The sequence below is a fragment of the Paracidovorax sp. MALMAid1276 genome (assembly GCF_049198005.1).
GTDB lineage: Bacteria > Pseudomonadota > Gammaproteobacteria > Burkholderiales > Burkholderiaceae_C > Acidovorax.
In genome coordinates this window covers 1-21,303 of the sequence record NZ_JBMIRS010000264.1, presented here as the reverse complement: position 1 = coordinate 21,303, position 21,303 = coordinate 1, and the positions used below count along the sequence as shown (strand labels likewise).

Below are 21,303 nucleotides of genomic sequence, written 5' to 3'. Positions count from 1 at the left end.
TATGCGCGCTGATGCGATCCGGGAAGAGATCGCAACACTCACAGACGCCGCCATGTGCGGCGATTGGGAGTTCGGCGAAGCGGCCTCAGTGTTGCGGGCCATGGGCCGCAACACCCTGCAGGCGAAGGACGTACCGGGCGCTATGGAGATGGTTGCGCTGCTGCTGCACTTCGCCCCGCGTGTTCGGGTGATCGACACGCCCTGCCTGGGCGAGGATGGCAAGGATGTGGAGCTGGCCCAAGGGATCGTGTGGGGCGACGGCAAGCTGCTTTTGCTGATCGAGATACCCGAAGGCGAGTTCGAGAACATCGCCTACTGGGTTGCCGATACCCTGCCCAGCAGCAAGATCAAAGCGATGCCGGGTGTTCTGGCCCTCCCCTTCACCATCGAGAACGCTGGAGAGGACGGCAGTGGGCAGCGCGTCCTCTTCCCCGACTGGTTTGCGGTGTTCTACCCACATGGCATGGCAGAGCATGCCTTTGCCACCCTGGTGCTGCGCTCAATGTTGTCGCATGAGGCTTTGGGAGGAGACTGGGTGGATGTGGCCGTGGGGCGCATGGCTTACTACGCCTTGCCAAGAGAGAAGGCTGAAAAATTTGTAGCCAAGGGAACCAAGGCTAATTAGTGTGCATCAATAGTGGTAGGCTCTTGTCCTAGACTATTTGGAGTGATTTATGACCACCTTGAACCCCGCAAGTGCCAGTCTCGCGGATGCATTCCACCACTCCGAGTCGATTTTGGCGCTGGAGGGCATGAGTCCCGATTCAACCAGCATTGCAATCAAAAATGCTGTCATCGCTGGCCGTGTGACCGGCTCCCAGGCCGTGGCTGAGTTGTGTGAGTGGGTCAAGGCCCACCAGTCGCTTGATGGATTTATTGCGTCCCGCGCGTGGGTATAGTGGGCTGCGGTGTCAAATCAATACATAAACAAGGACGGTGTTTTTGACAACAAGCTCGGCATTAAAGACCCGGCATTGCTTGATTCGATAGAGTACAGCGTTTCCCAGAATAAGCAGGTTGAAATACTAAGTGGCAAGGTTGCGCTTGCCGAAAATGGTTTTGGCCTGGAAACACTTAGAGCCATTCATAAATACCAGCTTGGTGATATTTATGAATGGGCGGGTGAGCTGCGAACGATACCGCTTGCCAAGGAGCTGAGCCTAAAAAAGGGTTATTTTAGTGTCTTTGCCAATCCAGACCAGTTGCTGGATAAATGGTCAGCCCTGGAGGAAAAAACGGCTGAATTTGTCCACGCCAAGAATCTTTCTTTTGACCAAAAGAGAGAGGCATTGGTAGATATTTTCATTGAAGCTAATCACATACACCCATTTCCCGAGGGTAATGGCCGTGCCCTGCAGACGTTTATGAAGCTGCTTGCTGATAAGCAAGGTGTGGAGCTGGACTATGGCGCCGCGAACTCGCGTTCTTGGAATCATGCGAGTGCAGTTTCGGGCATCTACGGCGAGCGTGAAATACGCGATGGCGAGAACCATCTGAATCGCCTGCCCCCGGATGATCGGCCAATCCGCGAAATCTTCGAGCGGATGGCCACCCCTCGGCCCAGGTCTGTGAAAGAACGCCTCACTGATGCAGCTCGTGATTTTCAGGTGCGCCTATCGGTGTTGACCGGCAGCAAAGGCTACAAGGAAGCCCTCACCCCGCGCCCCGCGCCGTGGAGCGCTGAGCAGGAGCTGCGAGCGTCAAAGCTGGATGCAATGCGAGCAACTGCCACGGGAACAAGACTTGCGTTTGCTGAGATCGGCGTTGAGGCGATTCAGCAGTCTGGAAGCGCCTCAAAGGTGGACTGGAGAGCGGTCGAAGATGCAGCGATTTCCAGGGCTATTGGCGAACAAAGAGAGGCCCCAGAGGCCGTGTACAAGACACTGCTGGATACCAGCCCGAACGCTGTCGCGGAGCCTCAGAGGACAATCCTCAAGGTGCGAGTGGATAGCGCAGCGCGCAAAGCAGCTTTACCGCCCGACCCATCGCCTAGCGCTGGGCCTTCGATGTAGATGCCGTTACGGCTTTGAATCTCCTTAATGGTGTGTAATAATACACACTAACAAAGGAGTGATTCATGCTGAACAAGACCAGTTACGAGAACCCCGCAGATCAAGTGCGTGATGATGCCTTGGCTGAGCGCGGACTGCCGCCCATTGCTTACGCAGACAACACCAAAGGCATCTACGGATGCGATGCCAAGGTCATCGCCATCAAGCGCGGTGAAACCGGCTTCTATCCAATTCAAAGCCGCTTGTCTGCCGATGAACTCAATGCAGCCGAGGGCGTGAGTGAAGCTCAGCGCGAGGCGATGCTGGCAGGCAGTATGTTTGGCTGGCATCTCAAAGGAGCCGACCCTGACTTTCAGCAGAAGTTGCTGGGGCGTTCTGCAGCTCGCGCCGCCGCCTGTCCAGCATGAGTGGGTTTACTATCCCCCTCGCCCGCCGTAGCCGCTGCGAGGCGAGCGGCAAGGAGTTCACGCGCTATGTGCGCCGTGGCGTGCCGAATGAGCACGGCATGCTCAATTGCCCCGTGTGTGGCAAGGGCGTCACCTTGCGCAGCAAGGAGGCGGGCGGCGTGGCAGTTGTCATCCCCAGACACCTTGAACGCATCGTCGGTCTTTAGCGCAGGAGGGAGTTATGCCAGAGTCGAAACCAATGCCGCTTCGCGTAGTGGACGTGGAGCAAATGCGAAAAGAGTTCGCCGCCATCGAAGCGCGGCAGACCGTGCTGACGAATGTCGGTCAAAGGCTGCTGGCCCGCGTTCGTCCAAGCTCCAAATACTACGGCCAGGGCGTTGAGGGGGCGCTGTTCCCCGTCTGCATTGGGCCAGCCGGTGAGTACGTGGTCATCGGTGGCCCTGGTGGGCAGTACCGCCTGTTCGATGTTGACCTGTTTGCCGTCTTTGACGACAGCAGGCCTCCGACACAGATCACTTTTGAGGCAGTGAGCGAACCATGCAGCAAGCTCGATTGACCGACCACACGACCGTCTACCCGGCAAGAGCTGGTGCCTTCCCTGCAGTGTCGTTCCGCTCGGTGGCCGATGCGTTGGAGCACATTCATGTTGAGCTGCGCGACGCGCCCTGCGGAATTTGTTCAGGGACAAGAACAATGAAAAGACCCGGATCAATCAGCGGTGTCTTGAATGGCCTTTCGGCTGTTTACTTGGTCGTGTCGGCCTGTGTTGCGATGGGTCTATTGGTGGGTTCGTTCGCCAGTGGGATCGTTGTCGTCGGCGCCCCTGGCTGGGCTTGGACTTTGTGGAGCATTGCCATGTTGTCGGCAACCTCCATAACGTATTTCTTTGGCGAGCGGCGCCACGTCTTGCCGATACTGATGCTGGGCTTCATGCCCCTGCTCTTCTTTCTCTTGATCGGCGCTTTTGGTGGCGCATCGGGAGACGAGAGTCCAACGAGCATCGTTCCGATGCACGAGATATTCGATTTGGTATGGGTGATCGCTTTGGTGATCTCGCCGTGTTTTCTAATGATGGTTGCATGCGTAGAGTGGCGCAGCGGACGTAAGCGCGACGCTTCTTGAAGGAGAGCAATGAAAGTCGAGTACACAGTATTTGAGGATGCAGTCGGGTATTGGTTTGTGCCGCGTGCGGCAGAAGCTGCCGCGATTGCGGAGCCGTCAGCGCATCGCAAAGATGCGCACCCCACAAAGATTGCCGCGTGCCGCGCAGCACTCGCGGATGCATTGACTCAGGGTGCCACGGAGCTGCATTTGCACGGCATGGGGGCCACCCTTGGCATCAAAGCGGACGCCTCAGCCAAGGGCGTCAAACCCTATATCTACATCCCCTCGATCACCACAAAGATCGCGCCATTCGTGCGAGGCAAAAGGGCGTGAAAGGCATCTTCCCGGCCCAACCGGGCGAGAGGCCAGTCCGGTTCGCCCGGTTGAAACTAGCCACGGCAATCGTGGCCGTTTGCATGCTGCTGGCCGTAGGCGCTTTCGCCCTGGCCAGCAGCCTTGATCCTCTGGCAGGCCTCGGCGTCTTCGTGCTGCGCGCCGTTTTGATGATCCTGTCCACCGCGTTGCTGCTGTTGGGATTGGTCACTGGGTTCGGAATCTTTCTGGCGCCGAAAGACTAGCGGCCTGCCGTGGGGCCAGCCCTTCCCAAGATCCATGGGGTGGATGTTGTGTTCGTTTAAGCGAACAAAACATTGACGCAGTTTTGCAAATGTTCGATACTACGAACATGCGGAACACCGCGAAGGAGCCCAGCATGAGCATCAGAGCGACCATCAAAAACCCGGACAGGCCCGAGGGGCCGAAGCGTGCCCAAGACAGCGGGACGTTCGGCCAAATGGTTCGCAAGGAGCGTATCGCGCTGGGCAAAACGCAGGACGATCTCGCCCACGCTGTGGGCACCCGCAGGCAGACCATCGCTGACCTTGAGAGGGGCAAGAACGTGGGCTCGCACATCGTTTTTGCAACGCTCGGAGCCTTGGGCAAATTGGTGGAGATCACCGATGCCCGCCCTGACACGGAAAGCATGCGCAAGATGCTTGTTGGGTTAGACAATGGCTGAGGCTCTGCGCGGGAAGATCAAGGCCCTGGCGGTGGACACCCCCCAGGGCCATAGTGGGAAGCTGCTGCGCGAGTCGCAGTACGTTTTCAACTACGACACACAAGACAGGCAGGCAGAGCTGGCGTTGGGCATGCCGCTTCGGGCGGCGAGCTACAACAGTAGCCAGCCTCATCCCATCTTTGCGATGAATCTGCCCGAGGGCAATCTGCGTCACAAGATTCGTGAGCGCTACGGGAAGGCTTTCAGCAAGCTCGATGACATGTCGCTCCTTTCAATCGTGGGCCACGACCAGATCGGTAGGCTCACGGTCGTTGACCCCACCGAAGAGGTGACCCGCCCTGGTGCCGGTGTTGGCCTGCGTGAACTGCTTGGCTCGAAGGCATCTGACGAGCTGTTCGATCACCTGCTCGACACCTATCTGGCATCGGGCGTCAGCGGGGTCCAGCCCAAGGTGATGGTCCCTGACGCAGATGCCAGTAGCGATGGCGTTGCGGCCATCATGCACACCACAGCGCGCCTGTCTGATCTCATCGTGAAGGCGTCCAGTATTCAGCACGAGAACCTGACGCAAAACGAGTTTCTGTGCATGGACGCAGCCAAGCGAGCTGGCATCGACGTGCCGGAGTTTCACCTGAGCGATGACGGCAGCTTGTTTGTTGTTCGCAGGTTCGATAGAACGGACACGGGGGAGCGCAAGGGCTTCGAGGACATGTCGGTCCTGGCCGGATTGACATACAACGAGTACGGCTCTTACAAGTACGAGGGTTCGTATGAAAACATCGCCACGATCATCGAAGCCTACTGCGGACCGAATGCCACTGAGTCCAAGCAACGGTTCTTCGACTATTTCTGCCTGAGCACGATGGTCAGAAACGGCGACGCCCATTTGAAAAACTTTGGCCTGCTTTACGACTCACCGCACAAGCCCGAGAGCATCAGGCTGTCGCCACTGTTTGACGTGGTGACGACCTCGGTTTATGACGTGGAGAACCTCCGCACAGGGAGGATCACCCAGGACCGTGACATGGCCTTGAAGCTCAACAAGTCTTCGGCCTATCCAGATCGGGCAGCGCTGATCGCGTTCGGCCACCGTTGCAACGTGCTCAAGCCCGAGCGTGTGATCGAGCGCATCGACGCCGGTATGACGGCATCGCTTGAGGCCAATCGTGACCGCGTGCCTGACCAGCTCTGGCAGCGTATGAAGAAGGAATGGGACATGAGCAGGCTTGGCCTGGAGTCCCAGGTCAAGAAGGTGCGCCTGGGTGGCTTGGGCAACCCTCGTGCATACAAGCAGGTAATGGCCCCGGCGACGCCTGCATGGACGGCTGCGCAGGACCAGCGCGCCGGAATGTTGGACAGCCTCAAGGCCATGACCACGGGAGCGTTGCTCACGTTTGCGGAGATGGGGTCAGAGGCAATCGAGCGAGCTGGCGGCGGCGCCAAGGTCGATTGGCGGGCCGTGGAGGATGCCGCCATTGCCAAGAGCCTGAACGCTGACAAGCAGTCAGCGGATGACGTGTACCGGGCTATTGCTGGCGCGAGCCCTGCAGCACTGACGGATGAGCAGAAGGCAGCGTTGCGCGACCGTGTGAACACTGCAGCTCAAGCAGTGGCCCACGAAACGGAGGGCAAACCCTCCCCCGCGCACTTGGGCCGCGAGAGGGATTCTGAGCCGGGTCTGTGAGCAACGGAGAAAGATCAAGATGATCCCAGAAGGGCCGCTGTCGATTGTCGATGTTTTGGCTGCAGCAACGTCGAGATCGACGCCAGCAATGGCATCGAGCGAAGAGTCCCGGTTCCCGGTAACGGTGACTGGAGAGACGCGAGCTTGGCTTGATGCGCAAGCAAAGGTGCTTGGCACTTCCCTTGCGGGTCTGTGCGGCACCATCTTGAACGAGGTTGCAGCGGAGTCGGTGCGCAGGGCTTTGGCCTCCCCGCCCGCGCAGCCGGTGCGCTTGTCTGCAGCGACGGCCACCGAAACTTTCGAGCCGTGATCCCCCTCAGAATTCGTTTTCAGAAGCCTAATTAGTGTGGGACAATAGCGCATCCTAATAACGGGGCGCACATGAACGGGAAATATCACTGGGCTATTTGCTCCTGCTGTGAAGGCGAAGGCCGTGTTGAAAATCCGGCCTTCTCCAACGGCTTCACGTCCACGGAGTGGGCCGAGATGGACGGCGATGAGCAACAGCGCTATCTGAGCGGCGCCTATGACGTGACCTGCACGGAGTGCAAGGGCAGCGGCAAGGTTCAGGTGCCCAACGTGTCCGCGCTGAGCTTCGCAGAGAAGCGCGCGTTGGTGACGAAGCGCCGTGCGGATGAAGCACGGCGGGACTACGCGGCAGAGGTGGCTGCAGAACGTCGCCACATGGGGTACTGCTGATGCAAGCTCCTTCCAGCTCAAGCAATCAGACCATCTGGCTGACAGACACAGCCTCGTTCTCTGGCCTCAGCTTTTTTACGCTCTGTCGCCTGTCCGACGCGACCATGGTCGTCTTTCCGATGCACGCCCTTCCCTCTCGCATAGCGAGTGGGGAATTCAAGGGTGAGTTGGTGGTGGATCACCTGGGAAATTTCGTCTCCTTCTCGTGATCCGCTATGCCCAGATTGAAGCCAGACACGATCTTGCAGCGCTGCATCCCTTCCGCGATCCAGGATCGCAAAGGGCTGGTGGACGCCTACTCCGGGCAGGGCGAGGGGGCCGAGCAAGCGCGCTCAGAGATGCGCGCCATACATGCGTTGCGCGGCAAGGCGCTTGCCGACATGAACGAGGCTGAGCGTGCCACTGCTTTCACCGCACTGTGCTGCGCTGAAAACTGGCACCAGTCGCTCGGCGATGCCATGGGGCCTTCTGGGCGCGGTGAGCTGCGGGAGGCCTCGCTCATCCGCACTGCTCGACTATCTGTGTTTGGCAAATCGGCCCTGGAGGAAATGATGGCAAGGTGCGTTGCTGTAGACGTTCTGGATGCAATCAAGATCATGGAGGCTCGTGCAGCCGCAACGCCACCAGGGGCCGCGACATGAAGGTCGTGGTACGCGCGATCTTGATCGGCGGCACACTTGCCCTGAGTTGGCAGGTTGCAAGTGCGGCCCCATGGTCATTGACTGGCAAGGTGATCCACGTCGATGACGGCGATAGCCTGACGATTCTGCAAGCTGATTTCTCCAAGTCCACAGTCAGACTTTCTGACATTGATGCCCCTGAGCGCGGTCATGGAGGTGGTAGGCCTGGGCAACCGTTCAGCCAAGCAGCCAAGCAATCGCTTGTCTCTCTGGCGAGAGGTCAAAGCGCGACGGCTACTTGCTACGAAACCGACCACTGGGGGCGATCTGTCTGCACGGTCTTTGTCGGTGGCCTGGATGTGAATGCCGAGCAGTTGAGGCGCGGGATGGCATGGGTAAACCGTGTCAACCGCTCCTATGTCCGCAATCCCCAGTCAGCGACTTTTGAAGCTCAAGCCAGGGCTGCAGGGCTTGGCATCTGGGCTGCAGGGGGAACGCAGCCTGTACCGCCGTGGGAGTGGCGAAAGCAATGCTGGAAGAACCAGGCCTGCGATGGTGCAGGCCAGTAGATTGACGAATGACGAAGGTGGTGAATGTGCGTACTGAGCCCGTGAAAATGGGTCCGTCGAATCTGCTGCATGCATTGAGCATTTGGGGCGAGATCGCAAGTGGTGTGGGCAGTTCCTCTGGCGTCTGCATCGGTTCGTGGCGGCTGCAGGACACGTATGCCGAGGTTGAGGATGCAATGCATCTTGATCCCGATGGGGTCACGGCCAGCTTGTTGCTGGCCTATTTCCTGAAAACCTACCTTGCTGGGGTCGAGTGCAGCGCCCTGTCGCTGCTTAATGACCCGGAGTGCTTGGCATCCCGGCTTGAAAAGCCGCGCTCCCTCATGGAGCTGCTGGGCACGCCGGAGCTGGTGCAGGCCAGGGCGGCATTTTTCGCCACCGTGGCCGAGTCACTGAATGGCTACGGTGCTGCCGACCATCCTGGCGTGCAGCAGCTCCTTGCCCGTGATGACTCCATGGCGCTGCTGCGGCGGGATGCGCTGCGCGGCATCGAAAGGCTGCGCGTCGAGCAGTTCCTTGAAGGCCCAGAGGATACGGCAGGGCGTCGCCCCGACTGCAGCAGAACCGTGATGCAGTGGTGGAGTCTGGAGTCGATGGTGGCAGCGGCCACCCGCATGCCTTCTGGCGTGTCGCTGAACCTGATCCGGCATCAAGAGACTTATCAGAGCTATTTCTGCTTTGTGGTCAAGAACGGGGGCAACCTGTTTGTGCTCTCGGATGTGCCGGAGTACGAAGAGCCACCGCTGGAGGTGAGCGAAACAGGTGATGGCTATCAACAAAGGCCTGTGCCCCGGAGCTGGTTTCCGTATGGCTACCTGGGTCTGCGCTATCACGGTGAAAGTGAGCGACTGTATTTCCAGCGCACTGAGCATCGTGCCGTCGCAAGTGAACAGAACGTGTCGATTTCGTTGACGCACATTGCCGATCTGCACCCCCTGGAGCTGGTGTGGTTGTCCATGATGTTCGACCTGATCGTGGAAAAGTTCTGGCGCCGTGGCTACAAGGTTTCCCGGCCCGCTGCCCTGTCGCAAGCGCAGCGGCCAAAGGCCGCTGCGCTTGCCGGGTTCAGCGCGGTACCGCGTAGCGAGGTCAAGTCGTCGGCCAGCCTTTGGATGGAAGATCGGTATGGCTGTGAGGTGCCCTTGGAGGCCTACACCGGCACCGGCCAACTGGGCGGTGACGAGGATCGCGCCCTACTCGCGCGGATCAAGTTTGCCGCCCGTGTTGGTGAGCTGGCCGCATCTGAGTTTGCAGCTCGCAAGGACGACGTGCTCGCTTGGTACTCCGAGCGAGTGAAGGCAAACGCGCCCACGTTGCTGAGCTTGTGCGGTCACACATCGCTCTGGGTCGAGGCGCCGCAGCATGGGGTGCCTCGCCAGTTCCTGCGCCGGTTCCTCATGAGCAAGAGCACGGAGGCGCAACGCGCCCAGGCATCAGGGGTGGTTTTTGGCGAGCGCTCAGACCATGGCGATCTGCACTGCTATCTCAACGGGAAGATTGCCACCTATTGGGTGGGAATCTACCCCTGCAACCCTTGCGAACTGGCATTCCTGGCTGGTTGCGAGGTCAGCGAGTTGCCTGATGTGCTGCAGCACTGGGAGTTGTGGCAGGCATGTACTGGGGGGCGCGTGGACCCGATGGATTGGGTGGCCCCCAACCCATGGCTCGCACTGAATCTGTCCATTCTGATCCCCTTCTCTCAGGTCAGCATGGCGCGGGTCTTGAAGCGCCCGACCGACCGCCCCGCGCTGGAAACAATACTGCGGATGGAGAGCTGGTAGCTATTTGTTCGTCAATGCTTATTAATGTGTGCAATTGATGGGTATGATTTGGCGAATGTGTCCAGCACGGAAAATGCATGCGCTGGTTTGCTAACAAAGAGTGGTCATGCAGCTAACAAAGAGTGGTCATGCGCCACCCCCAGTGACTCCGTTCATGATGGCGGCAGCACAGTGTTTGCACGCAGTGCGTGGCGCCTGGATGCCATCGCTGCTTTTTGGCATGATCGCCGCAAAGCCCACCGCCAACTGAGTTGATAGACATGGAAGAAACCACACCAAAGACTGCACCTGTCAAGCGTGCACCCGGCGCGGGCGTCAAGGCAGCAGATGGCGTGCAGGACGGCAAGCGCTACAACGTCATGCTCGATCCCGATAGCGTCGAGCTGTTTTTGCAGATCGGTAAAGGGCAACTATCCCTTGGCGCCAGAGAGGCAGCGCGTCGATTGGCGGAAGCAGGCGATGTGCGCGTATTCAGTGAGAAGCGGCATGCCCTTCGCACGGCAACGCCAGCACCAAAGAAACGATCCTCGAAAGCCTGACGCGGGTCTGCGGTGAAGCCGCCCAGATTGAGGTTGCACAAGCCTTAATAGTGTGTATGATTAGGCCATGGACCTGAATTTTTCATCTATGGCCGCACGCATTCAAGCCGCTTTCGCAGCTCGCCGCCTCGTGATTGGAGCCCAATCATGAAGGCGTGGCGCGATCTGAGCGCGGTGGCTATGCCCGCGCGCATGGCCCGCCTTGCGCGTGACCCGCGAGGCTACCCCATAACCGCGCATGCTCGCGTGGTCGATGGGGTGGTTGATTTTCGGACAATGGACCCCTACAAGGTAGCGGCGCTCATTCAGCGCCGTTGCTGCGCCCTGTGCGGTGAGCCCTTGGGCTCACGCATGGCTTTTGTGGGTGGCCCTCGGTCAACTGAGGCAAGGTGCTACACCGATGGCCCGATGCATCGGGACTGCGCGATCTATGCGCTGCAGGTGTGCCCATTCCTGGCCGCGCCTTCCTTCGGCTATCGAAAGAGCGCACCGGAGGATGCGGTGGTCAACGAGGCTGTGACCACGCAGCGCCCTGACGTTTTCGGTCTGGGCATCTGCCGCGACTTCGCCGTGGGCCTCATGGGTGGTCAACACCTCGTGATGCAGGCATCGCCCTTTGAATCCGTGTCTTGGTGGCGCCATGGCGCCAATGTGGACGCTCCAGGGATCGCAGGGGTAGCGAGGTCCGCATGCTGAACAGCATCCTGAACCTCACTCCATTGACGCTGATCGAAGTTGCGTCAAAGCGCGTGATCCGCGAAGCCTCCCAGTGGTCCCGGATGTACGCCGTTCCCAAGGAGTTGCCCTATTGGTTCTTTCAAGGCATGCACTCTGGAGGCGAGATGCTTATCGCCTCGCCTTCGGGGCATGGAGAGCGGATTTCAGCTCTGGATGTGATGAACGTCATACCCACGGAGCCTATCCGCACCTTGGCGGTTCCCCCCAGCAGGTTCAACGAGATGGGGCGACACAAGACCGGATCGCTTGAGCTGTATGCGCCTGCCTCGGTGCTCTGTGCCATTCGCACCCGATTCGGGTTTGAGTATCAGGTGCTGTTCGATGATGAGGCCTTGCGCACGCCCTCCAATACATGGCTGGCGCCCCTGGCTCCGGGCGAGCGTGAAAGGCTCAAACCTCTCACACGCCGCACAAGGATGCCTGTGAGCAGCCTTTCCAGCGCGAACTGGTCAGCAGATGCCGAGTCCAAAAAAATCGAGAGACACCATGCAAAGGCCTGTAGGCATTTTTTCTCCCGCGCGCTTTCTACTGTCGCAGTCAGCGAAGCCAGTCATGGCTGAACGGGCACTGAGATACTGGAAAGGCGACGGGTCGTGCTGTCGTCTGGCGAACGATCCACTGTGGCGAGCCCTGCCCTTTTCTGCTGCACCAGCGGCTTACGCCGCCGCGTTTAGTCGCGATGATCTATCGCGAATGATCGAGGAATACTCGGGGCGCAGGCCCTCGGGAGTCCACATCAGAGAGTGTTGGTCCGAGGGCTGGTGCTTCGCAATGGTCGGCGCGACTGAGGGGCGAGGACTGTGGATTGCGTTCGAGCCCGATGCTCCGATCCGTGTACTTTAGCGAGGCCAAAAAATGCCAGCCAAACCGCTCACCCAGGCCGAGAAAAAGTGGCTTGCTGACTTGCAGTCCGTTCTCGATGCTTGCCCCTCGGATCGGCTTGGGGCCTACACCGTGGGCGATCATGACGTTGGGTTTTTCGACCGTAAGGTGTGCAAGGCGTGGCTCGTGGCGAACCCGCGCGCAGAGCTGGATGTGGGTGAAGAGCTGCGCGCCAGCGGTGCCGACTTGAAAGCGTCTATCCGGTTTCCATTCAACGTAGACAGCCGTTCGGGCTGATTCAATTTTTCATAGAGAGGTATCCATGATCCGAGCAAAATTCTTCCCCCTGGTGCTTGCTGTTGCCCTCCTGGCCGGATGTGCAACCAACCCGCACCAGAGCTTGCCTGTGCGGATGGGGACGGTCATCGAAACGCAGGAAGGGCTGCGGCCTGAATTCCAGCCCAGCACCGGCGGTGCGGTTGCGGGCGCGGTCGTTGGCGGCGCAGTTGGCAACCAGATCGGCAAGGGCAACGGTCGCAAGCTCGCAACCGCCATCGGCGTCATTGGTGGTGCAGCCGTTGGAGCTGGTGCCGGTGGATCGACCAAGATGGTGCGCTTCGTGAACGTCACATTCAGAGACAACGCCTCGGGCCAAATTTTCGACGCAGACCTGAGCGGCCCATGGCGCCCAGGCATGGCAATTCGGTACTCGCTCACCGAAGACGGCAAGCTGGTCTTGCGCTAACTCGGACGCTCGAAGGCCATGCCCATCACCAAGCGCCCGTGCTCAAACTGCCCGTTCCGGTGCGATGGTGCGGCCATCGAGCTGAGGCCTGGGCGGATTGAGGGGATCATCAAAGGGCTGCTGGCCGATGATTTCCTCACCTTCACCTGTCACAAGACCGTGGATTCCGAGCGCATGACCTGCGCAGGAGCGGTCGCGGTCATGGCTAAGTTGGAACGCCTGCCCGTGATCGCCCGTCTGGGCCTGCAGGTGGGGGTGATCTCAAACGAGGACATTGCTGCGAGCATGGCAATGGTTCTTGACCCGGCAACCCTCAATACCCAGTCATTCTGACAAGTCAGTCCAGCGCCGTTGCCAGGGCGCTCAAGTGCTCGCCCAGGTCTGTCATCCCGGCCTTGCGCATCTCCAAGGCCACTCGCATCGAGCGGCCCTCGCTGCGCGGAAGCAGAACGGCGGTGGAGCGCTCGTAGGGCCTGGGTAGTGGGTGAGACAGCCAAGTTGCCCGAACGGCCCTCATGGCGTCCGCAAAGGCTGTCATCCCCACATCGTCGTCAGCCAGGGCAAATAGCTCAAACTCGGCTCTGAGCGATGCCACGGCGCTGGCGTCCAAAGAGTGCGTGTGAAGGTCGCCAGTCAAGGAGACAGATTGGCCCAAGCGGGCCGCAATGAGCTTTGCTGCTGCGAGGTGGTGGCTACCGCCTGAATTCATCAGCCACAGTCTCGGGGCAGGTACGTCCCACAAGTACCGGGCAAAGTGGTCGGCGCCAGGGGAATGGATTATGCGGATTTCTCTGTGAGCAAGGGCCTTGGCCAACTGCTGCAGGCTGATCTCGGCGATCAGCTCGCGCGAATTGGAGACGACCATTTCGTCGGTGGACGCGAAGGTATTCAGGTCTGATTTGGATGCAGCGAATCCGTCTATGGCCTGCAGATCCAAAGTGGCTTGCGTGATCTGGCAGCGGGCAAGCCGTGCGTACTCTGGGCGCACGATGTGGAAGCTCTGCCAGCCGTCGCCACCAGATGCCGTCCAGCCAACCAGATGGCCTTTCGCCCTTCTGGGCCAGCCCAAGAGCGGCGGCGTGCCCAGCTCGTGCCAGGAGGGCACGTTGCGGGCGCTGATGGTGCGGGCCGGGGCGCGCAGGCTGGCGCGCATACGCGGATGCGTGGCGAGCACACGGCGGATGCTGGCCGGGTCGCCGAAGGCGTTGCGAACGCCTTCCCAAATCGAGCTGCTTATCGTCTGCAAAATCGCTTCTCCTGTGACTTCGATTCTGCGTATAGCAACCGTTGATTGGCACAGAGCGCCAGGGTCAGCTCCGTTTCGACCTGGGCGGTCGAAAACTTGCCTTTTGTTCAAGCTGCAGCTCGCACCCAGCCTCAAGCATCGCGAGGGCTCGTGCGCGTGAAGATGGGGCGTTGCCCAGCTTCATTCGCAGCTTGTTCCCTTGAACCTCGCATTCGATGATGGGCACTCCGAATGCTGTGTATGCCGCTGCGCAGCGCGCCTGCTTTTCGTGCTCAAGCTGCTCCGCTACCCGTCGCGCAGTCAGCGTAGCAGGGGCGCTCTGGTGCGCTTCGAGCTTGGCAATGAGCTGCTGGGTAACAGGCACCCGTGGGAGGCGTGTCAGGTAGTCTGACGCCTCCTGCAGCAGTTTGAGCGTATCCACCAGCACAGCACCCACATCGGTTTGCCCGATGATGAGCGCCGGATCGAGCGGCGGTTGAAGGCCTGCCCATTCAGTCATTTGCCATCGTCCGATTTCAGACCCCACTTGGTGCACATCGCCTCGATGCGGCGGGCGCCGTCAGGCACCAGAGAATGCAGATCGGCTCGCCCCCATCGCAGGGCGTCAAGGCAGAGCAGCATGTCGTCTGAAATGTCCACGTCCAGGGTACGGAGGATGAACGGGTCGAGCGGGAACGCTGTTCCGTTGTAGGTGGCAGCGACGAACTGCGCCACACGCAGAATCTGGCCGCTGTCGCGTTGCTCGGTGAGGGTGAGCAGCCGAGAGTAGGCCTGTGCTGCAGGGGGCTGCACGCTATCAGCGCGTCTGGCCCATTCGTTCTGTTGTTCAAGGTAGTCGTTCATTCACACCTCCTAAGTCAAAGAATGCCCAATCGTGCCATAATTATTCCACACTATTAAACGAGTGCAGGGGCCTTCCAGGCTACTTTTCGTTGGTGTGTATGATTTACGGCAGCATGCAATTGCGGAGGGGTTCTATGACAGAGGATCGGACAACGGCGAAGGCGCGGCAACTGGTGGACCAGCAGATGGCCCGCGCTGCAGCTCGCAAGAGCGAAGAGCTTGAGCTGCTGCACAGCGACGGGCAGTTGATGATGTGGCCGGAGGACGAGCGAGCGGCGCCCAACGAAGTTTTCCGTAGCGGGCTATGCAGTGCTCGCAATCGCAAGGTGCCGCGCAGCGTGTTCGTTGCTCAGAACCCGCTGCGCACCCCCATCCTGGGGGGCGGGGAGATTTTCTACATCGGCGAGGAACTGCGCCAGGACGATGAAACCGTCTGGCTGCAGCTCGTGCATCTGTCCAAGGCGGCGCGGTGCCCTTCCGTCACTTTCACGCCGCACAGTTTTCTCAAGGCCATCAGGTGGCCGACCACCGGCCCCAGCTACCAGCGGCTGCTGGGCACGATTCGTCGCCTCTCGTCAGGCACTATCGAGGTTTACAGCCAGCGCTTCGACAAGGGCTGCAGCACCCGGTTGATCGCTGGCTACGAGTACAGCAAGGACGAGCAGAAGCCCTGGACTGTCAAGGTCTTCGACAAGGAAGACAGGTTGCTGTTCTTGTTCGAGCGCATGTACAGCCGGATAGATTGGGAGACTCGACTGGCCCTCCCCGAGGGCGTGGCCACATGGCTGCACGCCTATTTCTCCACCCATCAGGAACCCTATGCGCACAAGCTGGAGACGCTGCTGCGCGGAGCTGGGATCGAGGTCGATGCACCGGAGGATGCTGACCTCGATGCCAAGGCCCAGGCGAGCCGTAAATCTGCTCGCTTGCGCGAGGCCAAGAAGACCATGAAACGTGCCCTGGAGGCCCTGGTGAGCGTGGGCTTCCTCAAGGCCTACGACATATCTAAGACCGGCCTCGTGACCGTCTTCCGCGCCTGAGACAAGCCGCTCGTGCCGTCTGCGCTACCGCAAGCGCTCGGTACCCTTCCCTCCCTGGATTCGTACATAGACAACCGCCGCGCATCGCTGGAGTGATCCAGCGGTGCCTGCACGCTGGGCGTGTTCGTCACTAGACCCCCGTCCTCACGGTCAAGACGCTGCGCCACGGGCAGTGGCGAGCACTGCTGTTCGTCGGTTGACCCCCGGCAGTTCGTTTTTTGACCCCCACAAGCAGCATTGAAGCGCTATGCACGAGCGATTTCCCTAGTGAAAAGCCTATTCCAAGCCGCTTTTGAGGCGGGTGGGGGCCTGATCTGTTCGCTGGCCTGCCGTTCGTATTTTGACCCCCGGCCCGCGCCAGGGCGCGCTACTGGCCGGCTGAGGCCGGGACCAGGGGGCAAAAGTTCGTATTTAGACCCCCGGCAGCACCGATTCAGAGCAGGCATGGGTATGCTGGGTAGGTTCTGTTCGTATGTTGACCCCCGCGAAGCACCTGCAGGCACCCGGATTCGTATTTAGACCCCCGCAGAGTTCGTATTTAGACCCCCGTTTTCGGGATGAGCAGCCACCCATGGCAGGGAACAGAGGCCTTGAAGGTGCAAAACGTATCAAAAAGTACGCCGCGCGGGCGGGATGGACGCGATTCGTATGTTGACCCCCGATTTAGAGGCCCACTTCGTAGGTTGACCACCGTCCAAACGGGCAAATTCGCATGTTGACCCCCGCCTACTCGTATGTTGAGCCCTGCAAGTTCGCATGTTGACCCCCGCCAGTTCGTATGTAGAGCACCGCCGCCAATTGCCTAAGCCTATGATTCACAAAGCGTTTTTTGGGTTACCCACACCCCTCTAACTGTCTTTTAACTTTCTTATAACTGGTTTTTTAACTAGGCCCGCGCCCTGTGGATAACTCGCGAAATTTTTCGCGGGGTGCACAAAGTCACCGCCTCTTGGGGGGCTGCGCCCCCCGCCAGCTCCTCCGGCCTTCGGCCTACGCCCGCGCTTCGCGCTCCCGCCCGGCATCCCCCCAATACCATTAACTGGCCCCCGAAGGGGGCAAAATAGATCCCCCCAGGCCGTAGACGAACTACCCATGTGGGAGGGGCGCTCCGACGCCCCTCGGCCTCCGGCCCGCTGCCTGCTGGCAGCTCCCCCGCTGCGGGCTGTCGCCCCAGACCCCATGGGAGGGCAAGCCCTCCCCCCGCTGCCGTCGCAGCGGCTCCCCCCTCCAACCTGTTTATCAGGAAGAGGGGGCGGTGGGGTCGGTTGAAAATACCCTTGCCGCTTGCCCACAGGCCGAGGAAGGGCCTGAAAACTGTTAGGCAAGGGGTCGGGCTGGGTGGTTTCCTAAGCGGCCTTCCTGCTGGATGCCCCTGCGGCCTCGGTGAAATGACTCACGACGCTGGCCAGGGCGTCTGCCTTCCCTTCTGACATTGCGCCGTTCCGGTGGACCGCCGAGGCGGGTTTGTGCACGAGCTGCTGCTTGCTGAACACAACAGGCAAAAAAAAACCAGCGGAGTGCGCTGGTTAAAGGGAGGAACCGTGATTGAGTTGCGTCAGGCTGTGGCCGCTGCGCCTGGAGATGGTGAGGCTTGCTGCTTCTTGATCTGTGCAATCGTTTCGTTGATGACGTGGTGCCCAATCGAAAGGTACTGCTTTACCAGTGGCTGGTTGTGAGGAAACCGATGGGCTGTCACGTATTCCCGCCCTTGCAGCTTGTAGGCGTTGTCCCCGTACTCTGAGATGAAGGTATCGCGGGCCGCGAGCGGCTGATGCGCAACAATTTTCATTGCAGGTGTGGCAATAGCTACAACACCCAAGAATGCCTTGTGCATGCCCTCGTAGTCGGATCGCAGCGACTGGGCTTGCTCCTGCTGCAGTTCAAGGAGCTGCTGCATCTGCGCAAGTCGGTACTGTAGGTTGGCGTTCGCGTCGTGGAGACGCTCAATCACGCCGTCACGTTCAGCGATCACGTTCTCGCTGTGGATCGTGGCAGCGTTCCAGCCATTGGTGTACCCCTGCTCCAGGCCCAGTGCATGGCCGTGAGCATGTCCGGTGTTGTAGCCAACGGACTCAGCAAGTCGAGGGTCTTGAAAAACGGACATTGGGTACTCCTTTCACGTTGTAATTAGTATGCGCTAATTAGAAAATTTGCGCACGGGTTTTCTTTAGGCTGCAGCGCTTCTGTCGCTCTCATTGTCATCGAGCATGTGGTTTTTAGCTGTACCAGATGGTTGTGCGGTATCCGAATTCAGCACCGCACCAACGCCTGCAGTCGATGCAGCTTCATTGGATAGCGGTCTGTTGCCATTTGCATCGGCATTGCCACTTCTTGCATCATCAGCCCTCACATCGTCAGGCATTGCTCCAGCGGTTGCGGATTCATTGTTGACCAGTCGGTCCCGTTGTGAAAGGTGGTTCTGCACGGCTGCACCAGCGCTAATACCTTCTCGCGAAGAGCGCGAGGTGGACGTGGCTGGCGACTGTTCGGGCGGTACATAGTCTGGTGTGTCGTGTCCCTTGGACTGCCCAGTGTCGGAGATTGGCCGGTGGGCACGATTGGCATCGCTTCCCGCTCCACCAGCATAGGCTGCTCCAGCCGCTGCGCCGCCTGCTGCTGCACCGGCATACCCCAGGCCTGAGCCGCCAGAGGGCATAGCGCCGCCGCTGCGCCCTGCGTTACCCGATCCAGCGGGTGGCAGGCGGCGGGCACCTGCTGCAGCGCCAAGTGCAGCGCCGCGTGCGGATGCTCCATGGCGTTCCATGCCGCTGCGCATCTCTGCCGTGGCTTGGGTTTCGCCCAGTGGTTTGATTCCGGCGCCGATCCACGTAAGGATTGCATCAGGAAGTGTATTTGTCAGACCGAAGATCATGTACACGATAGGCCCCAGCATAAGCCCGTACATAATCATCCAGTTTTTCCAAGTAAGGAATTGGACATACCAACCGATGGCTTCTGCGCTGGAGACGTTTGCTGTTCGCATGGCCCAAAATGCCTTGGAGACATATAAAACGATGGGGTTAGCAAGTAGCATTGCAGCGAACAGAGCCGCAATAATGAGTACAGGCCGCATAAAAAGCGATAGGAACATTAAATAACCCTGAGTCTGGCTACCAACGAATGTCCGGTCAGGCGTCATATGCATAACGGCCCATAGAGGCGCCGCGAACACTGTTTGAAGAACTGCTAACAACCACCCAACCACCGCCACAATGAAAATTGTATACGGTAGACTGGGTAGAAAAATTCCAAAATAGAAAGCGAGAATATCCATCCAGCCTGTAATTTCCGCGATGGGTTGTAAGATATTCCGTCCGAGGAATTCGCTAAGAATATCAGCCGCTTTTGACACCCCTCCTACGACAGGCAAGCCTGTCGTAGCAGCCGCAAGAACGCGCCCTGTTGTCACGGCAGTATCAAGCAGCTTTCCAATGCCAGAAAGCGTACCGTTAGCAATTGCCAAAATATCCCCGGTGGTCTTAATACGAGCGATGGCATCTGAGTTCCCATCAGCGCCGGTTGCGGCATTTGTGACGGACTCCATGACTCTGCCGACAAGCGAGTTCATCACCTTGTTGCCACGTTCACCCATCTGGTCAATGTCCACATCGTCCAGATCGACAGGAATGATGCTTGCGACGTTGCCTGTGTCAGTGATCGACTTGGGGGTGTAGCCAGAGCCATCAAGAGCCTTGCGGGCGATGACAGCGGGCATGATGGCGCTTTGGCGCACCAAGTTGCCCTTGGCATCTTCCGGGAGCCAGCGCAGAGCTGGTTGGGTCACTGTACCGGGTGACTCTGCATAAATCTTGCGCAGCTCTTCGCGGATGCCTCCGAGACGCTGGTAATAGCCGCCAGCCATTGCCCAACCGTCTTTGGTAATGTCATTCGTGAAACGCTCCATCAATCCTTTGAGCGTATTGTCAGACTGCATGCGAGAACGGAGGTTCGACAGCATGTTTGTCTGCGCGTTATCAGCAATGGTATTGAATGTATTGACGCTTACCGTACTCCAATCCTGATTAATGTCTCCAGGCCAGGACGCAACCCAACTGTCAATTTCCCGCATCATGTCTTTGACTGCGGACAGTTTTGCTGCGAGGATGGCGTCCCGCAGCAGGCTGATCGCTTGATTATTGGCATCACGCGCCGCATCGTCAAAAACTGCGGACAGCAGAACTGGAGTGGAACTCGGAGTCGGGTTTACATGCTGATATTCATACAGATTGACCGTTCCGCAAACTGCGTTGCCGCCAGCCAGCGGAGCCAAAAGATTTCTATCTTTGAACTCGTATGTGTATGTGGTTTTAATACCAGCTTCGGTAGCTTGCCTGTCAGGTGTGCCACCCGTATTCAAGCTGACATTCGGTGGCACGATGCCAGTAACAACACCGTCGCCGTAAACTGCATTGACAGTTTTAGCGCAATAAGCCGCGACCATGTAGTTAGATGCAAGCTCGCGCATGTTGAATAAAGGAAAGTCTTTATTCGCTGTAGCGCTGGAGCCAACCCCGATTTGCTGACTCACATTTTGTAGTGAGCCAGCAATGATGCCGTTTTCAACACCCATCTTGAAGGTGCCGTTGGCAAAGCCAACCGACCACAGCGAGAACATCATCACGATGAGCTGGATGAACGAGTAGCCGGTGCCCGTGGGCAGAAGCACCGCCGCACCGGACACGATCCGCACGGGTGTCCACAAGGACGACCAGTTTTTGCCGAAGGCCTCGCCATCGTTGGCCGTGTTGATGACGCCCATGACGGTGATGAAGCTCACGATGAGCATCGCGACGGTCAGCACCCCGCTGTTGAAGTAACTCATCATCGTCGCGATCACGTTCACAACCGGATCGACCGTGCCAGGGTCCGCTCCAAGGGTGAGATTGCGGATAACTGGCCCGAAGACTGTCTGCAGGATGCTGACTGTTACGTCTGTGCATGGATCTGCGGTGCAGGGGGTGAAAGGCATTGTCGCCATTGAAGTGTCCCGAAGTGATGTAACCGAGTCCTAAGATTCTCTCAGGATGCTAGTGTGTTTTCAATGAAGAAAATATACTCGGCGAGTGCCATCATCGTAGGAAAGTGAAAAAACATGCCGTTGCAGGAATTGAATTACACGGATGGAGCCCAGTGGGTGCTCGCGCGTAGCGCCATCAAAGTCTCCAACGTTGAGATTTATGCAGCGCTCCAGGCGCTGGCCTACTCAGCGGCCCAGGCGCGGGCCGACTGTGCGGTGGGTGGTCTTTTTCCAGGCTCCACGCTTGAGGTGCTGCTGACACGCGACCTCGATGCAGAGTACCGCCTTGAGGTGCCCGCCCTGCCCGCTCACGTTGATGCGAGCGCGATGCGCGCCATCGGTGAAGCGATCACGCGGGAAATGAAGGACACAGGCAAAAAGCTGCTTACGTTGAGAGTCGAGGGGTTTGGCGAGGTGGT

The 21,303-nt window shown here is 59.0% G+C and carries 28 protein-coding genes; 23 read left to right on the top strand and 5 right to left on the bottom strand.

The window, feature by feature from the left end:
- Position 1 precedes the first annotated feature (1 nt).
- From ACOQFS_RS22840 to ACOQFS_RS22740, 21 genes are all read left to right on the top strand, one after another.
- A complete protein-coding gene (locus tag ACOQFS_RS22840) occupies positions 2-625 on the top strand; it encodes a hypothetical protein (protein ID WP_421565080.1) in 624 nt (207 codons plus the stop codon).
- Between the two features lie 49 nt (positions 626-674).
- On the top strand, positions 675-899 hold the full coding sequence (locus ACOQFS_RS22835) for an antitoxin VbhA family protein (RefSeq protein WP_056639174.1): 225 nt from the start codon (positions 675-677) through the stop codon (positions 897-899).
- Positions 900-908: 9 nt separating this feature from the next.
- A complete protein-coding gene (locus tag ACOQFS_RS22830) occupies positions 909-2,012 on the top strand; it encodes a Fic/DOC family protein (protein ID WP_421565079.1) in 1,104 nt (367 codons plus the stop codon).
- A gap of 65 nt (positions 2,013-2,077) precedes the next feature.
- Positions 2,078-2,419 carry a hypothetical protein gene (locus ACOQFS_RS22825; protein WP_421565078.1) on the top strand — a complete coding sequence of 114 codons (342 nt, stop codon included), beginning with the start codon at positions 2,078-2,080 and terminating at the stop codon, positions 2,417-2,419.
- Complete coding sequence (locus tag ACOQFS_RS22820) at positions 2,416-2,625, top strand: hypothetical protein (RefSeq protein WP_056639182.1); 210 nt, start codon at positions 2,416-2,418, stop codon at positions 2,623-2,625. Before ACOQFS_RS22825 ends, ACOQFS_RS22820 begins: the two co-directional genes overlap by 4 nt.
- A gap of 14 nt (positions 2,626-2,639) precedes the next feature.
- Positions 2,640-2,975 carry a hypothetical protein gene (locus ACOQFS_RS22815; RefSeq protein WP_056639185.1) on the top strand — a complete coding sequence of 112 codons (336 nt, stop codon included), beginning with the start codon at positions 2,640-2,642 and terminating at the stop codon, positions 2,973-2,975.
- Positions 2,972-3,541 (top strand): hypothetical protein, encoded by a 570-nt coding sequence (locus ACOQFS_RS22810; protein WP_421565077.1) that lies wholly within the window; start codon positions 2,972-2,974, stop codon positions 3,539-3,541. The genes ACOQFS_RS22815 and ACOQFS_RS22810 overlap by 4 nt, the downstream gene beginning before the upstream one ends.
- A gap of 9 nt (positions 3,542-3,550) precedes the next feature.
- Positions 3,551-3,856 (top strand): hypothetical protein, encoded by a 306-nt coding sequence (locus tag ACOQFS_RS22805; protein ID WP_421565076.1) that lies wholly within the window; start codon positions 3,551-3,553, stop codon positions 3,854-3,856.
- Positions 3,853-4,101 (top strand): hypothetical protein, encoded by a 249-nt coding sequence (locus ACOQFS_RS22800; RefSeq protein WP_056639192.1) that lies wholly within the window; start codon positions 3,853-3,855, stop codon positions 4,099-4,101. Before ACOQFS_RS22805 ends, ACOQFS_RS22800 begins: the two co-directional genes overlap by 4 nt.
- Positions 4,102-4,235: 134 nt before the next feature.
- Complete coding sequence (locus tag ACOQFS_RS22795; protein ID WP_421565075.1) at positions 4,236-4,541, top strand: helix-turn-helix transcriptional regulator; 306 nt, start codon at positions 4,236-4,238, stop codon at positions 4,539-4,541.
- The gene (locus tag ACOQFS_RS22790; protein ID WP_082576744.1) at positions 4,534-6,225 is read left to right on the top strand and encodes a type II toxin-antitoxin system HipA family toxin; all 1,692 of its coding nucleotides are present in this window, start codon (positions 4,534-4,536) and stop codon (positions 6,223-6,225) included. The genes ACOQFS_RS22795 and ACOQFS_RS22790 overlap by 8 nt, the downstream gene beginning before the upstream one ends.
- A 381-nt stretch (positions 6,226-6,606) precedes the next feature.
- Entirely contained in the window at positions 6,607-6,924 is a 318-nt protein-coding gene (locus tag ACOQFS_RS22785; RefSeq protein WP_421565074.1) for a hypothetical protein, read from the top strand.
- Between the two features lie 215 nt (positions 6,925-7,139).
- Positions 7,140-7,565, top strand: a complete 426-nt coding sequence (locus tag ACOQFS_RS22780) for a hypothetical protein (protein WP_056639200.1) — start codon at positions 7,140-7,142, stop codon at positions 7,563-7,565.
- Complete coding sequence (locus ACOQFS_RS22775) at positions 7,562-8,113, top strand: thermonuclease family protein (RefSeq protein ID WP_082576745.1); 552 nt, start codon at positions 7,562-7,564, stop codon at positions 8,111-8,113. The genes ACOQFS_RS22780 and ACOQFS_RS22775 overlap by 4 nt, the downstream gene beginning before the upstream one ends.
- Positions 8,114-8,121: 8 nt before the next feature.
- Complete coding sequence (locus ACOQFS_RS22770) at positions 8,122-9,894, top strand: hypothetical protein (RefSeq protein WP_421565073.1); 1,773 nt, start codon at positions 8,122-8,124, stop codon at positions 9,892-9,894.
- 260 nt (positions 9,895-10,154) lie between these two features.
- Positions 10,155-10,433: a hypothetical protein gene (locus tag ACOQFS_RS22765; RefSeq protein WP_156391337.1), complete on the top strand. Its 279-nt coding sequence runs from the start codon at positions 10,155-10,157 to the stop codon at positions 10,431-10,433.
- 147 nt (positions 10,434-10,580) lie between these two features.
- Positions 10,581-11,129 carry a hypothetical protein gene (locus ACOQFS_RS22760; protein ID WP_421565072.1) on the top strand — a complete coding sequence of 183 codons (549 nt, stop codon included), beginning with the start codon at positions 10,581-10,583 and terminating at the stop codon, positions 11,127-11,129.
- Positions 11,123-11,731 carry a hypothetical protein gene (locus ACOQFS_RS22755; protein ID WP_056639206.1) on the top strand — a complete coding sequence of 203 codons (609 nt, stop codon included), beginning with the start codon at positions 11,123-11,125 and terminating at the stop codon, positions 11,729-11,731. The genes ACOQFS_RS22760 and ACOQFS_RS22755 overlap by 7 nt, the downstream gene beginning before the upstream one ends.
- Positions 11,732-12,026: 295 nt before the next feature.
- A complete protein-coding gene (locus ACOQFS_RS22750; RefSeq protein WP_421565071.1) occupies positions 12,027-12,290 on the top strand; it encodes a hypothetical protein in 264 nt (87 codons plus the stop codon).
- Between the two features lie 25 nt (positions 12,291-12,315).
- Positions 12,316-12,738 carry a glycine zipper 2TM domain-containing protein gene (locus ACOQFS_RS22745; RefSeq protein ID WP_156391338.1) on the top strand — a complete coding sequence of 141 codons (423 nt, stop codon included), beginning with the start codon at positions 12,316-12,318 and terminating at the stop codon, positions 12,736-12,738.
- 18 nt (positions 12,739-12,756) lie between these two features.
- On the top strand, positions 12,757-13,071 hold the full coding sequence (locus ACOQFS_RS22740) for a hypothetical protein (RefSeq protein WP_056639215.1): 315 nt from the start codon (positions 12,757-12,759) through the stop codon (positions 13,069-13,071).
- A gap of 4 nt (positions 13,072-13,075) precedes the next feature.
- Here the strand turns inward: ACOQFS_RS22740 and ACOQFS_RS22735 are convergent, their stop codons facing one another.
- The 3 genes from ACOQFS_RS22735 to ACOQFS_RS22725 all read right to left on the bottom strand — a co-directional run bounded on the left by ACOQFS_RS22735 (position 13,076) and on the right by ACOQFS_RS22725 (position 14,827).
- Positions 13,076-13,984, bottom strand: coding sequence for a DUF6685 family protein (locus ACOQFS_RS22735; RefSeq protein ID WP_421565070.1), 909 nt, complete (start codon positions 13,982-13,984; stop codon positions 13,076-13,078).
- Positions 13,985-14,048: 64 nt separating this feature from the next.
- Entirely contained in the window at positions 14,049-14,483 is a 435-nt protein-coding gene (locus ACOQFS_RS22730) for a hypothetical protein (protein WP_056639221.1), read from the bottom strand.
- Positions 14,480-14,827, bottom strand: coding sequence for a DUF7673 family protein (locus tag ACOQFS_RS22725; protein ID WP_421565069.1), 348 nt, complete (start codon positions 14,825-14,827; stop codon positions 14,480-14,482). Before ACOQFS_RS22725 ends, ACOQFS_RS22730 begins: the two co-directional genes overlap by 4 nt.
- Before the next feature lie 134 nt (positions 14,828-14,961).
- On the opposite strand from ACOQFS_RS22725, the gene trfA reads away from it, so the two are divergent.
- Positions 14,962-15,867, top strand: coding sequence for a plasmid replication initiator TrfA (gene trfA, locus ACOQFS_RS22720; RefSeq protein WP_172415356.1), 906 nt, complete (start codon positions 14,962-14,964; stop codon positions 15,865-15,867).
- Positions 15,868-17,422: 1,555 nt separating this feature from the next.
- On the opposite strand, the gene ACOQFS_RS22715 is transcribed toward trfA, so the two are convergent.
- Both ACOQFS_RS22715 and ACOQFS_RS22710 read right to left on the bottom strand, forming a co-directional pair.
- Entirely contained in the window at positions 17,423-17,971 is a 549-nt protein-coding gene (locus tag ACOQFS_RS22715) for a hypothetical protein (RefSeq protein ID WP_421565068.1), read from the bottom strand.
- 63 nt (positions 17,972-18,034) lie between these two features.
- Positions 18,035-20,836, bottom strand: coding sequence for a DotA/TraY family protein (locus ACOQFS_RS22710; protein WP_421565152.1), 2,802 nt, complete (start codon positions 20,834-20,836; stop codon positions 18,035-18,037).
- A 123-nt stretch (positions 20,837-20,959) separates the two neighbouring features.
- On the opposite strand from ACOQFS_RS22710, the gene ACOQFS_RS22705 reads away from it, so the two are divergent.
- Positions 20,960-21,303, top strand: a 344-nt coding sequence (locus tag ACOQFS_RS22705) for a hypothetical protein (RefSeq protein WP_421565067.1), incomplete at its 3' end; no start/stop codon positions are given.

What these genes read in the sequence shown, in the direction of transcription:
- ACOQFS_RS22840 (WP_421565080.1), top strand. Translation starts at nt 2, where the DNA reads ATGCGCGCTGATGCGATCCGGGAAGAGATCGCAACACTCACAGACGCC.
- ACOQFS_RS22835 (WP_056639174.1), top strand. Translation starts at nt 675, where the DNA reads ATGACCACCTTGAACCCCGCAAGTGCCAGTCTCGCGGATGCATTCCAC.
- ACOQFS_RS22825 (WP_421565078.1), top strand. Translation starts at nt 2,078, where the DNA reads ATGCTGAACAAGACCAGTTACGAGAACCCCGCAGATCAAGTGCGTGAT.
- ACOQFS_RS22820 (WP_056639182.1), top strand. Translation starts at nt 2,416, where the DNA reads ATGAGTGGGTTTACTATCCCCCTCGCCCGCCGTAGCCGCTGCGAGGCG.
- ACOQFS_RS22815 (WP_056639185.1), top strand. Translation starts at nt 2,640, where the DNA reads ATGCCAGAGTCGAAACCAATGCCGCTTCGCGTAGTGGACGTGGAGCAA.
- ACOQFS_RS22805 (WP_421565076.1), top strand. Translation starts at nt 3,551, where the DNA reads ATGAAAGTCGAGTACACAGTATTTGAGGATGCAGTCGGGTATTGGTTT.
- ACOQFS_RS22795 (WP_421565075.1), top strand. Translation starts at nt 4,236, where the DNA reads ATGAGCATCAGAGCGACCATCAAAAACCCGGACAGGCCCGAGGGGCCG.
- ACOQFS_RS22790 (WP_082576744.1), top strand. Translation starts at nt 4,534, where the DNA reads ATGGCTGAGGCTCTGCGCGGGAAGATCAAGGCCCTGGCGGTGGACACC.
- ACOQFS_RS22785 (WP_421565074.1), top strand. Translation starts at nt 6,607, where the DNA reads ATGAACGGGAAATATCACTGGGCTATTTGCTCCTGCTGTGAAGGCGAA.
- ACOQFS_RS22780 (WP_056639200.1), top strand. Translation starts at nt 7,140, where the DNA reads ATGCCCAGATTGAAGCCAGACACGATCTTGCAGCGCTGCATCCCTTCC.
- ACOQFS_RS22775 (WP_082576745.1), top strand. Translation starts at nt 7,562, where the DNA reads ATGAAGGTCGTGGTACGCGCGATCTTGATCGGCGGCACACTTGCCCTG.
- ACOQFS_RS22770 (WP_421565073.1), top strand. Translation starts at nt 8,122, where the DNA reads ATGACGAAGGTGGTGAATGTGCGTACTGAGCCCGTGAAAATGGGTCCG.
- ACOQFS_RS22765 (WP_156391337.1), top strand. Translation starts at nt 10,155, where the DNA reads ATGGAAGAAACCACACCAAAGACTGCACCTGTCAAGCGTGCACCCGGC.
- ACOQFS_RS22760 (WP_421565072.1), top strand. Translation starts at nt 10,581, where the DNA reads ATGAAGGCGTGGCGCGATCTGAGCGCGGTGGCTATGCCCGCGCGCATG.
- ACOQFS_RS22755 (WP_056639206.1), top strand. Translation starts at nt 11,123, where the DNA reads ATGCTGAACAGCATCCTGAACCTCACTCCATTGACGCTGATCGAAGTT.
- ACOQFS_RS22750 (WP_421565071.1), top strand. Translation starts at nt 12,027, where the DNA reads ATGCCAGCCAAACCGCTCACCCAGGCCGAGAAAAAGTGGCTTGCTGAC.
- ACOQFS_RS22745 (WP_156391338.1), top strand. Translation starts at nt 12,316, where the DNA reads ATGATCCGAGCAAAATTCTTCCCCCTGGTGCTTGCTGTTGCCCTCCTG.
- ACOQFS_RS22740 (WP_056639215.1), top strand. Translation starts at nt 12,757, where the DNA reads ATGCCCATCACCAAGCGCCCGTGCTCAAACTGCCCGTTCCGGTGCGAT.
- ACOQFS_RS22730 (WP_056639221.1), bottom strand. Translation starts at nt 14,483, where the DNA reads ATGACTGAATGGGCAGGCCTTCAACCGCCGCTCGATCCGGCGCTCATC.
- ACOQFS_RS22725 (WP_421565069.1), bottom strand. Translation starts at nt 14,827, where the DNA reads ATGAACGACTACCTTGAACAACAGAACGAATGGGCCAGACGCGCTGAT.
- trfA (WP_172415356.1), top strand. Translation starts at nt 14,962, where the DNA reads ATGACAGAGGATCGGACAACGGCGAAGGCGCGGCAACTGGTGGACCAG.
- ACOQFS_RS22715 (WP_421565068.1), bottom strand. Translation starts at nt 17,971, where the DNA reads ATGTCCGTTTTTCAAGACCCTCGACTTGCTGAGTCCGTTGGCTACAAC.
- ACOQFS_RS22710 (WP_421565152.1), bottom strand. Translation starts at nt 20,836, where the DNA reads ATGCCTTTCACCCCCTGCACCGCAGATCCATGCACAGACGTAACAGTC.